The following is an 11,822-nucleotide window of genomic DNA, read 5'->3' as shown; positions in this document are numbered from 1 at the left end:
CTCGCCTTCAGCCCTCGTAGGGGGTGAACGCCTCGTAGGTCCAGGCGTTCGCCTCGCGGTCCAGCACGACGTCGACGACGAGGGGCGCACCGGAGGAGAAGCCCTCGCGTACCGCGCGCACCATCGACTCCTGGTCGGCCACCCGGACCCCTTCCAGACCCATGCCGCGCGCCACCTGGGCGAAGTCCACGTCCCGGAAATCCACTCCGACTGTACGTCCGTTGAAGTGCAGGACCTGCTCCTGGCGGATGTTGCCGTAGCTGGAGTCGTTGAGCACCACGACGACCACGGGGCCGCCGACCCGGGCGAGGGTCTCCAGCTCGCCGAGGCTCATGCCGAGGGATCCGTCGCCGATCAGGGCCAGCACGGGCCGCTCCGGGGCGTCGCAGACCGAGGCGATCGCGGCGGGGAGGGCGAACCCCATGTTCCCGAACCCAACCGGCTTGATGTAGCGGTAGGGGACCGGCATCTCCCACAGGAACGACCACACCCCGGGGTTTCCGGCGTCGGGGATCAGCACGGCGTCCTGGGGGGTGACGTCGCGCAGCCGGCGCACGACGACGGCCGGGGACACGGTCCCCGGGTTCTCCGGTTCGACGGCGGCGCTGAGCTCCCACCACTCCTGCTCGGCTTTCTGCAGTTCCGCTATCCAGCCGGCGCGGGAGCCGTGTGCCTGCCCGGCCTGCGCCGCGGTGGCCGCGGTGAGGTCCCGGGCGAAGGACGCGAGGTCGCCCACGACGCCGGTGGTCACGTCCGCGTAGTACCGGCCGATCATGGCCGGGTCGATGTCGACCTGCACGATCTCGGGGAGCCGGCGGCGCCAGCGCGTGGTGGAGACCGCGTTGAGGCTGTTGCCCAACGCCAGCACGAGGTCGGCCTCGCCGATCACGCGGGTGCTCAGGTTGGTTCCCATCCGGCTCAGTGCCCCGAAGACGAGTGGATGGGTGGTCGGGACCGCGCCCATGCCGTTGAACGTGGTGATGACCGGGATGTTCAGCGCTTCGGCCAGGGCGAGGACCTCGTTCGAGGCCTGGCCGCGGTTTCCGCCGTTGCCGAGCCAGATGACCGGTTTCTCGGCGGCGAGCACGCGGGCGGCGACCGCCTCGATCTGCTCGCTCGGGGCGACCGGTCGGGTGCCCACCCAGGAACGGGCGGGATGCACGGCGGGCACCGTCGGCGGGTTCTCCACCGGCTGCTCGATGGTGTCGCGGGCGAAGTCCAGGTGCACCGGCCCGGGGCTCCCGGTCATGGCGTTGATGTAGGCCTCTTCCATGGCCTGCTTGATCGAGGTGGCGTGTGCGACCAGCCGCCCGTATTTGACGTAGTTGCGGAAGATGTCGATGTGGTCGGCGTTCTGCGCGTCGTCCTTGTGGATGTTCTCGCCGTTGTTGTTGCAGGTGATGATGATCGCGGGGCTGGAGTCGCGGAACGCTCCGCCGACGCCGGTGAGCAGGTTCGTGGCGCCGGGCCCGGTGGTGGAGATCGCCACCGCGGGGCGGCCGGTGAGTCTTCCGTAGGCGTCGGCCATGACCGCCGCCGCGTTCTCGTGGCGTGTGTGGACGAACTCGATGGAGTCGGTGTCGATGATCGCGTCGGTGATGGCGAGCGTCTGCCCGCCGACCACGCCGAAGACGTGGGTGACTCCGAGCGATTCCAGCATCTTGACCACCAGTGCTCCGCCGGTCATCTCCGTCATTACTGTCCCTCTCGTTCGGTGGTTGTGCGGAGCGGCGCGCTTGCCCACCCCGCGGTGCTGAGCTTTCCGTCCGCTCGGCGCACCCATATCTCGAATTCGACGTTCTCCTCGTCGACCGCTGTGACGACGCCGCTCGCCTCGATCGGCTCGTGCACGTTCACGGTGTTGAGGAATTTGACGCGCATCCAGCCGCCGCTGAAGAACGCGGCGCCCGAAGCCCGGGTCAGCAGTTCCGCGAGTACGCCGAACTGTTGTTGCCCCTGCACGATCGGCACCCGCATTCCTGCGTCACGGGCGAGATCGAGGTCGTTGTGGATGTTGCGCACGTACTCCCCGATGCGGGAGAACACGGCCGCCTGCTCGGTGGTGATGGCCTTGACCAGGGGAGGCAGGACCTGGCCCGGTCGCGGTGCCACCGGGTCGAAGGCGGGGGCACCGGCCGGGACCTCGCCGGTGACGCGGCGCGAGTCCGGGCCGGGTGCTGAGGAGCCGCGGCCCGCGACGTCACCCGGTCGGGTGCGCAGGATCTCGACCCCGCGATGGCGCAGCACGCTGCGCCCGTCCTGGCCGGTGGCGGCGGCCTCCATGACGACGTAGCCCTGGCCGCGCCGTTCGTAGGCCTGCGTGTAGGCGCCTTCCAGGGTGACGGCCTCGTCGAGGAACGCCGGGGAGTCGAACCACAGCTGTTCCTCGGTGTGCAGCCCGACGACCTCGCTGGCCGCGTAGACCGTGGTGAACAGCTGGACGAGGTCGTTTCCCAGCAGCGCGGCGTGGCCGATCCGCCTGCCCTCGAAGGGGCTGGACTCCAGGTGCCACGGGTGGTGGTCGTCCTGGGTGAAGGCGAACCGCTTGATCTTGTGGTCGTCGATCAGCACGGTCACCGGGCCCAGCCGCTCCGGGATGTCGAGGTTCTCGAAGAGCGGTTCCTTCAGGCCCGTCTCGGGGCTCTCCCCGGTCTCCGCCGCTCGGGGATCGGTGAGGTCCCGCCAGGAAGCTCCAGCGCTCATCGGGCCTCTTCCCCGATCTCGTTGATGTCCGACCGGTTGGTCTCCGGGGCGAGGTAGGCGCAGAGCAGACCGATGCCCAGGGAGACCACGGTCAGCAGTGCGATGGGCCACGGGTCGCCGTTGGTGGCCGCGAACAGCGCGGTGGCGAGGAAGGGCCAGAAACCGACCAGGATGGAGGGGATCTGCGCTGCCAGGGAGACCCCCGTGTAGCGGACCTTGGTGCCGAACAGTTCGGAGAAGAACGCCGGCTCCACCCCGTACACCGCGCCGACGCCGATGGCGTAGGCGAGTGTGTAGACGACGTACATGAGCACGATGTTGTCGGCGGCGAGGACCCAGAAGAAGGGGAAGACGACGGCGGCACCGAACGCGGAGCCGAAGATGAACACCGTGCGCCGCCCGACCCTGTCGCTGATCTTGCCGAAGAAGTAATAGGTGTAGATCGCGAATCCGGCGGCGACCGACGAGGCGATCAACACGTGCGTGCGCGGGATGTCGGTGTAGTTCTCCACGAAGGTCAGGCCGATGGTCAGCACGATGTAGCCGAAGACCGCCTCACCGAAGCGCATGCCCATCGCCAGCAGCAGCGGCTTCTTGAAGTGCCTGAAGATCTCGGCCAGCGGCATCTTCTCCTTGACCTGCACGGCCGCCTGCTCGGCCTCCACCTGCGCCTGCGCGGCCTGGAAGGCGGGGGTCTCGGTGAGCTTGAAGCGGATGAACAGGCCGACGACGATCAGTACGGCGCTGAGCAGGAAGGGAATCCGCCAGCCCCAGGAGAAGAGCTGTTCGTCGGGGAGAAGGGAGACGACGGCGAAGATGCCGGTGGAGAACACGAGTCCTATGGCGTTGCCGATCTGCGGGAAACTGCCGTAGGCGCCGCGTTTGTCCTCCGGGGCGTACTCGACGGCCACCAGTGAGGCCCCGCCCCACTCGCCACCCACGGCGAAGCCCTGGATGAGCCTCATCAGCACCAGCAGTGCCGCGGCCCACATACCGATCTGCTCGGCTGTCGGCAGCAGGCCGATGAGGAAGGTGGAGACGCCCATCATCATCAGGGTGGTGATGAGTGCGACCTTGCGGCCGAATTTGTCCCCGAAGTGACCGAAGACGACGGCACCGAGGGGGCGGGCGACGAATCCGACCCCGAACACGGCGAACGCCGAAAGGGTGCCGAGGATGGGGTCGTCGGGGTTCGGGAAGAACAGGCGCCCGAAGACCAGGGCGGAGGCCGTGCCGAAGATGAAGTAGTCGTACCATTCGACGGCGGTGCCGACGAGGCTTGCGACGGCTGCCCGTTTGGCGAGTTTGGCGCGTCCTTCGGGCGTTTGTGGGGCTGATGGGTCGGTGTTGGTCATGGTTGGTTCCTCTGGCGTCTGAGGGATGGCCGGAACGAGCCGGTCAGATCAGTTGGACAGGGCGCGCCGTGTCCTCGTCGATCGCGGCTGAGGCCCAGCCGACGGCGGTTTTCGTGCCCTGGCCGTTTTCGACCCATACTTCGAGTTCGAGGCGGCCGTCCGTCTCGCCGAGGACCGCACCGGTGGTGGTGAGCACGTCACCGACGTAGGCGGGGGAGACGAAGCGCAGGTCCAGCTCGCCGCTGGTGAACCAGCTTGCTCCGAAGACGTCCACGAGGTTGGCGATGATGTGCCCGGTCTGCTGCTGGGCTTGCACGATGGTGCGGTCGAGGCCGCTCGCGGCGGCTTTCTCCGGGCTGGTGTGCACGTTGGAGTAGCCCTTGCCGGCCCAGGAGAACAGCGACATCTGGTCCTGGGTGAAGGAGACGGTCCGTGCGGGGATCCCCGCACGCACGGGAACGTTGTGGGCGGCGACGGTGATCGCGGGGACGCTCCCGTCGACGAGTGCCTGCACCGAGCGCTTGCGTGCCGCCCCGGCCGAGCGGCCCTTGCCGACGACGTCGCCGGCGACGGTACGCATGATCTCCTTGCCCGTGTGCTCGACGAGCACACGGCCGTCGGCGCCGCGCGCCGTGGCCTCAAGGGTGACGTAGCCCTGGCCCCGGGCTTCGTACTTCTCGGTGTAGCCGCCCTCGACGGTCACCGTCTCGCCCACCGCCGCCGGGGAGTGGAAGCGCAGTGTCTCGTGGGTGTGCAGCCCCTGGGCGGTGTTGCCGTCGTAGCCTTGGTAGAAGAGGAACAGCAGGTCGTTGGCGAGCACGAGGGGGTGCCCGATCGGTCCGCCGAACGGGGACCCGTGGAAGTACCAGTCGCCGAAGTCGCGCTGTGCGTAGGCGTAGTCCAGGACTTTCTGCCGGTCGACGTCGAGGGTGACCGGGCCGAAGCGCTCCGGGATCTCGACCAGTTCGTAACGGGCTTCCTTCAGGGATGCCATAGGTCCTCCGTCGGGGTGAAGCAGGACATTGTTAACGCAATGTGTCTAGACAACTAGATGGGAGGTTATGTTTGTCGGGTGCAGAGTGTCAAGGGTCACAAAGGATGCTCTTCTCCCTCGTCACGGGGCCGCCGACGCCGCGTGGCGGGGGTCTGCCCCATGCGGGGCGGGATGGAGGCCTGCGATTGCCGTGCGGCGCGAGGGGTCTGCCGGTGCCGAGGGAACGCCTCCGCCGGGCCGCGCGGACGTGTTTCCCGGGCGGTCGGGGAGGTCTGCCGAAGGGGCGGCCCCGGGCCCGCCCGGAGCCCGGGGGCTGGGAGGCAAGGCCCGCTCCAGCCGGGCCAAGCGGGAGCATCCGAGGCGCTGCGCCACCGAAGCGACGATCGCTGAGTCCCGTGAACAGCGCGAGCACCGCAAACGCAGAGGATCGACGGGAGGTCGGCCCCGGCTTTCGACCGGGTGGCCTACCGCGACCGCGACACAGTGCGAGGCGCGAGGCGCGAGGCACGGTAGTCGGGAAGAGCACCGACTACCGTGCCTCGCGCGCGTTGGCCGACCATCCTCTTGAAGCCTGACCGCGAGCCCGGTCGCTCGGAGGCCAGAGGGAGGAGAGGCCCGTGTCCGATGGCGCAGTCGACGCACTGGCGGTCCAGACGTCGTTCGCTCAACAGAGCCTGTGGTTGCAGCACCAGATCGACCCCGATCTACCGACCTACAACGTCACCGGGATACTGCGGCTGAGCGGTCCGCTGGACACGGCCGTCCTGGAGGCCGCGCTCAATCTTGTGGTGGACCGGCACGAGGTCTTGCGGACGGTTTTCGAGCTGAGGGACGGGGCGCCGGTCCAGATCATCCGGCGGCACCGTCCGCTGACCGTTCCGGTTTCGCGGATACGCCCGACAGACCTGTCACAAGCGGTCAAGGCCGAAGCGGGTCGGCTTTTCGACCTCGGGGAAGGACCCCTGCTCCGGCTCAGCCTGCTGCGGTTGGGCCAGGAAGCACACGTGGCCCTCTTGGTGATGCACCACATCATCACTGACGGAGTGTCCTCGACCTTGCTGTTGGACGAGTTGGCCGCCCAATACGAGGCACTGCTCAGTGGCATGCCGCTCGAATTCCCGGAGCAACCGATCCAGTACGCGGACTTCGCCGTGTGGCAGCGGAACCTGCTCAGCGGTGCCCACCTCGCCCGGTTGAACGGCTACTGGACCGATCGCCTCGCAGGGCTGGCCCCGTTGGAACTGCCCGCGGACCGGCCGCGTCCGGCGGTTCCCAGCGGTCGGGGTGCGGTTCACCGGTTTGTGATGCCCGCCGCTCTCATCACCCGGCTCCAGGAACTGGGCCGACGTCGAAGGGCCACCCTGTTCATGGTGATCCTGGCCGGTCTGAACGTTGTGCTGGCACGTTGCAGCGGTCAGCGGGATGTCGCCGTCACCACTCCGATGGCCGGCCGGATCCGGCCCGAACTCGAATCCTTGATCGGCTGCTTCGTCAACCCGACGGTAGTGCGAACAGCCGTGGCCGTAGAGGCGTCCTTCGGTGACCTGCTCGAACAGGTCAAACACAATTGCACGGGCGACTTCGACCATCAGGAGATGCCATTCGACCGGGTACTCGAACTGGCACGAGCGCAGAGGAGCGACGCCGACCCCGCACGGGTGATCCTCGCGCTCCAGAACATGGGGCGTCCGGTTCTGCGAGCAGCCGGCCTGGTGTTCGAGCAGTTGGACGTGGACACCGGCACGGCCAAGGCGGACCTGTTGTTCGACATCGAACCCGGGGCGGGCGATTATCCCGCCCGATTGGAGTACCGCACGGATTTGTTCGATCGGTCCACAGCGGAACGGATGGCCGCGAGCCTGCTGACCGTGCTGGACACGGTTGCGTCAGATCCGAGCCTGCGCCTCTCCCGGATCCCGTTGCCCGAACCGGTTCGAGGCCGAAGAGCCATCCGTGCCGGAGGTTCGGCTCCCTCCGAGCGGGAGGCTGCCACCGGGGGCCGACAGGCGGACCCGGTCGAGACGCAACGGGTCGTCGCCGAACTCCCCGGGGTCGAGGCCGCTGCCGTCGTCATTCAGGAATCGACGCTCGTCGCCTTCGTGGTGCCGGAACCAGACACCCGATTCGATGGGGGAAGGCTGCTCGATCTTGCCGCGGAGCGACTCCCCGATGGGAAAGTCCCGGAAAGATTCGTCGAACTCGAAGAGCTGCCCCGGTTGTCGTCGGGCGGGATCGACTATGGCCGATTGGCCGGTGAAAAGGCAGGGCAGACTAATTCCCCGAACGGCTATGTGGCGCCACGAACTCCGTTCGAGCGGGAAATCGCTTCTATGTGGGCCGAATTGCTCGACGCCGACCGTGTAGGCGTGCACGACGGTTTCTTCGAGCTGGGAGGCCAGTCCTTGATCGCCGTTCGCCTGACCGCCAGGATCCTTGACGAATTCGATGTCGAACTGACCGTTCGGGACCTCTATATGAATGACACCGTCGCGGAAACGGCTTGGCTGGTAATGCGACGGATCGTCGAAGAATGAGGTGGATGGGTGTGGAACCAGTCCGGTTGGCGCCGGCCGCAGCGGATCTGCCATTCCGTGAAATACTCGCCGCGTTTGTGGCGGTGATGCACCGGCGCACAGGGAGCGACCATGTGCCGGTCCGCTGGGCTACTGGCAGCATCACGGTCGCGTTCACGCCGCTCACCACGCTCGGGGACCTGGCCGAGGGATTGCCGGAGGCGGACGGGGCCGTAGTGGACGGCGTGGAACTGGTGACAGGCCCCGCCCTGAGGTCCGCGACCATGAGCCGGCCGGATGTGGAGCTCACGGCCGGTCTGGTCGGTCAAGCCGCCCTTGCCCCGGCTGAGCAGCCGGTAGCGACCATTCCTTTCACCGGACCCCCCGGGGTCCCCGATGAAAACGACTCATCGCTCTCGCACGGGTGCCTGCACCACATGGTCGGGGAATGGGCCACGCGTACGCCAGAGGCGGTCGCCGTGACTTCTGAGGCCGACGGTTCCCTTACATTTCAGGAGCTGACCGAACAGGCCGAAGGGCTGGCCCAGCGGCTGAGAGAGCGAGGGGTACGCGAAGAGGAGGTAGTGGGCGTCCTGGCCGAACGGTCGCCGCGGTTGGTGGCCGGACTGCTCTCCGTGCTCAACGCGGGGGCCGCCTACCTCGCACTTGACCCGGAGTCGCCTCCCGAACGGCTGGCCGCTCTCATCAGGCAGGCGGGGGTTCGGGTCGTCCTGTCCGATCGCGCGCTGATTTCGCGGCTCGCCGAGTCGGGAGCCGACGTCGTGCCACTGGAGCCGTCCGCCCGCGCTCCCGGTGCGGAGTTCGTCGGGGCACCGGGAAACCTCGCGTACGTCAGCTACACATCCGGATCTACCGGGGTGCCGAAGGCAGTCGCTGTTCCGCATTCGGCGGTGACACGGCTGGTACGTCGCCCGGACTGGGCCGACTTCCAGCGCAACGACGTGTTCTTGCAAGCCGCGCCGATCGCTTTCGACGCGTCCACACTGGAGCTCTGGGCGCCGTTGTGCAACGGTGGCCGGCTCGTGTTGTTCCCGCCCGGCCGCCCGGATCTGAGCCGACTCGGCGCGACCATACGCGATGAGGGCGTCACGGTGCTGTGGTTGACCTCCGGCTTGTTCCATCGGTTTGTCGTCGCACATCTACCGGATCTGGCCGGGGTACGCCACCTGCTCGTCGGAGGCGACGTGGTGGACCCGTCTGCCGCGGCCCGTCTGCTGGAGGCCTATCCGGACATCGAGTTCACCAACGGCTACGGACCGACCGAGAACACCACTTTCACGACTTGCGCGAGGATCCGATCTGTCGACCCGGATGCGCCGTTGCCTATCGGTGTACCGATCAGGGGGTCACGAGTCCTGGTACTCGACCCGGACCTTCAGACGGTTCCTCCGGGGATCGCCGGAGAGCTGTACGCCGGTGGATCGGGGCTGGCCCGCGGTTATCTGGGCGATCCCGCGAGGACCGCGAATCGATTCGTACCGGACCCTACCGGCAGGCATCCCGGTTCCAGGCTCTACCGGACGGGAGACATGGTCCGCGCCAGGCCGGACGGACAGCTGGACTACTTGGGCCGCCTGGACCATCAGGTCAAGGTGAACGGCTACAGGGTGGAGCCCGGTGAGGTCGAAAACGTGTTGAACCAGAATCCCGCCGTGGCGGGGTGCGTGGTGGTCGCGTTTCCTGCGCGGAACGGCAAAGAACTCGTTGGCTACCTGGTCGCCGAGGATGAAGGCCAGGGGGATCTGGCCGGTCGGGTACGAATATGGCTGCGCGAACGGTTGCCGGAGCATCTGGTCCCGTCCAAGCTGGTCGTAATCGATCAGGTGCCGCTCACGACTGCCGGAAAGGTGGATCGAGCAGCGCTGCGCCCACCAGACGATTCCCTTTCCCGACCGTCGCCAAATCCGTATGTACCTCCGGTCGGATTCGTCCAGCGGTATCTGTGTGAGCTATGGGCCGAGCTGTTCGAGATCGAACAGGTCGGAGTCGAGGACGACTTCTTCGAACTCGGAGGACATTCCCTGACCGCTGCGGAGTTTCTTGATCGGCTCCAGAGCGACCGCGGGATCCAAGTGTCGGCACGGACGTTCTATCTCCGACCCACCGTGCTGGAGCTGGCCGAGCTGATCGATTCGTTTGATGCGTCACCGGCCGGAAAGAACGGGGGAACACCATGAGGATGGCTTGCCCGCCACATGCCGGGGAGATCGATCTCGACAGGGTCGACCTGGCCGATCCCTCACTGTACGCGCACGGCGACCCGCACCCGGTGTGGCGCGAGATGCGACTGCGTGAGCCTGTGCGCTGGCAGGAGACGGACCGCGGTCCCGGGTTCTGGTCGGTGACCACACACGAGCTGGGCATCCGGGTACTGCGCGATTCGGCCACGTTCACCTCCGAACGCGGTACCCTGCTCAATCTGCTGGGCAAGTCTGATCCGGCTGCCGGTCGGCAGCTGGTGGCCACCGACCCGCCACGACACCGACAGATGCGCGAGCCGTTGCGCAGGGCGTTGGCCATGCGGTCGATCGATCGGCTCCGGGACGATCTCACCGCCCACGTTCGGCGTTTGCTGCTCCCTGCCAGAAGCCAGGAACCCTTCGACTTCGCGGACGCGATCGGCGGGCTGCCCGTGGCCGCCGCTGGTTCGCTGCTCGGGTTGCCCGAGGCCGATTACCCTGAGATTTCCCGGTTGTCCCTGATGGCGGTTGCCCCAGACGACCCCGAGTACACGGTGGACGGCGATCCTGGGAGCACTCTGGTTCGCGCGCATCGAGAGTTGTTCGCCTATTTCTCCGACACCATCCGGGACCGCCGTCGAAAACCACAGCGCGACGACCTGATCGGTCTGCTGCTGGGAATGGAGGTCGACGGCCGCGCGGCGGCCCCGGGCGAGGTGGTCGCCAACTGCTACAGCCTGCTGCTGGGGGCCCTGGTGACCACACCGTACGTGCCCACCGCGATGCTGGCGGAACTCGCCGGCACGGACGTACTGACGCGGATGCTGGCCGGGCCGGGGATCGACGATCCGGCCATCGAGGAGGCGTTGCGCTGGTCGTCACCGGCGAATCACTTCATGAGGCATGCTCAGAGCGATCTGGAAATGGCGGGCCGCCGCATTCGTGCCGGCGACGCGATCGTCGTTTGGATCGGTTCGGCCAATCGGGACGAAGAGGTGTTCGAAGCGCCGTACACATTCGACCCCTCCCGCAAGGGCAACAGACACATCGCGTTCGGCAGCGGTGCGCACTACTGCGTCGGCCATTCGGTCGCCAGACTTTCCCTGAGAGTGCTGTTCGACGAGCTGGACCAGTCCTTTTCGAATTTCGAACCGGCAGGGGAGAGCGAGCACTTGCGCTCGAACTTCATCGCCGGCATCAAACATCTCCCATTGGTTGCCAGGAGGCGATGACTATGCGGCCGAAGTCGGTTCGGTCCACCCGATGGCTCCTGAGCCAGCCCTCCGAGTGGGTGGCTGCCCGTCTGTTCTGTCTTCCCTATTCGGGATGCGGTGCGAGCATGTACCGGCATTGGCCGAGGTTCATCGGCGAGGACGACGAGGTGGAACTGTGCGCGGTCCAGCTGCCCGGGAGGGAGAACCGGTTGCGAGAGCCGAACTTCTCCTCGTTCGATGCCCTCGCAGAGGAGATGGTCGATGCTTTGACGCCTTACCTGGACCGTCCGTTCGGGTTCTTCGGTCATTGCAGCTCGGCTCTGCTCGCTTATGAAGCCGTCCTGCGGACGGCCCGCAACGGTGCCTCCACGCCGGCCCGATTGTTCGTCTCGTCGCAAGTCGCGCCTCACGACGGGCCATACGGCCGGTTCCTGTCGATGGCTCCCCACGAACTCGCCGAGGAAGTACGGGGCCTGCTCACGAGGCTCGGTGGTGAACCACGGGCGGACATGGTTTCGTTGACCCTTGACGTGCTGCTCTCCGACATCGAGGTGCACAGGGCATACCGCGTCGAGCGACCGGCAAGGGTGGCCTGCCCGATCACGTCGATCGGATGGGACCAGGACGTCGAGGTTCCGCACCAACTCATGGGCGGGTGGTCGGAAACCGGAAAGACCACCTTCCGGCTCTTGGGCGGGAACCACCACAGTTTCATCGACGCTCCTCCGGAGCTGATCGCCTTGTTCGCCGACGGCCTGTCGCCGGCGCGAACGGAGGAACGAGCATGAGCACGTCACGGGTGGACGCCTCGGACTTCGCAAAGCGAGGGGAACTTGAGGCCG

The 11,822-nt window shown here is 67.0% G+C and carries 8 protein-coding genes; 4 read left to right on the top strand and 4 right to left on the bottom strand.

Features of this window, described 5'->3' with window-relative positions:
• Positions 1 to 7: 7 nt before the first annotated feature.
• Genes QSJ59_RS22335 through QSJ59_RS22320 form a run of 4 tightly spaced genes read right to left on the bottom strand, consistent with a single transcriptional unit; the run spans position 8 to position 5,052 of the window.
• The gene (locus QSJ59_RS22335) at positions 8 to 1,696 is read right to left on the bottom strand and encodes a thiamine pyrophosphate-binding protein (RefSeq protein WP_285761709.1); all 1,689 of its coding nucleotides are present in this window, start codon (positions 1,694 to 1,696) and stop codon (positions 8 to 10) included.
• Positions 1,696 to 2,703 (bottom strand): MaoC family dehydratase, encoded by a 1,008-nt coding sequence (locus QSJ59_RS22330; RefSeq protein ID WP_285761708.1) that lies wholly within the window; start codon positions 2,701 to 2,703, stop codon positions 1,696 to 1,698. Before QSJ59_RS22330 ends, QSJ59_RS22335 begins: the two co-directional genes overlap by 1 nt.
• A complete protein-coding gene (locus QSJ59_RS22325) occupies positions 2,700 to 4,058 on the bottom strand; it encodes an MFS transporter (protein WP_285761707.1) in 1,359 nt (452 codons plus the stop codon). Before QSJ59_RS22325 ends, QSJ59_RS22330 begins: the two co-directional genes overlap by 4 nt.
• Positions 4,059 to 4,101: 43 nt before the next feature.
• Positions 4,102 to 5,052, bottom strand: a complete 951-nt coding sequence (locus QSJ59_RS22320; RefSeq protein WP_285761706.1) for a MaoC family dehydratase — start codon at positions 5,050 to 5,052, stop codon at positions 4,102 to 4,104.
• A gap of 617 nt (positions 5,053 to 5,669) precedes the next feature.
• Between QSJ59_RS22320 and QSJ59_RS22315 the strand changes: the two genes are divergently transcribed.
• The 4 genes from QSJ59_RS22315 to QSJ59_RS22300 all read left to right on the top strand — a co-directional run bounded on the left by QSJ59_RS22315 (position 5,670) and on the right by QSJ59_RS22300 (position 11,768).
• Entirely contained in the window at positions 5,670 to 7,586 is a 1,917-nt protein-coding gene (locus QSJ59_RS22315; protein ID WP_285761705.1) for a condensation domain-containing protein, read from the top strand.
• Positions 7,587 to 7,699: 113 nt separating this feature from the next.
• A complete protein-coding gene (locus tag QSJ59_RS22310; RefSeq protein ID WP_285761704.1) occupies positions 7,700 to 9,763 on the top strand; it encodes a non-ribosomal peptide synthetase in 2,064 nt (687 codons plus the stop codon).
• Positions 9,764 to 9,765: 2 nt separating this feature from the next.
• A complete protein-coding gene (locus QSJ59_RS22305; RefSeq protein WP_285761703.1) occupies positions 9,766 to 10,998 on the top strand; it encodes a cytochrome P450 in 1,233 nt (410 codons plus the stop codon).
• Positions 10,995 to 11,768, top strand: coding sequence for a thioesterase II family protein (locus tag QSJ59_RS22300; RefSeq protein ID WP_285761702.1), 774 nt, complete (start codon positions 10,995 to 10,997; stop codon positions 11,766 to 11,768). The genes QSJ59_RS22305 and QSJ59_RS22300 overlap by 4 nt, the downstream gene beginning before the upstream one ends.
• Positions 11,769 to 11,822 lie beyond the last annotated feature (54 nt).

This window comes from Nocardiopsis ansamitocini (assembly GCF_030268225.1).
Classification (GTDB): Bacteria; Actinomycetota; Actinomycetes; order Streptosporangiales; family Streptosporangiaceae; genus Nocardiopsis_D; species Nocardiopsis_D ansamitocini.
This window is presented reverse-complemented; position numbering and strand designations above follow the sequence as displayed.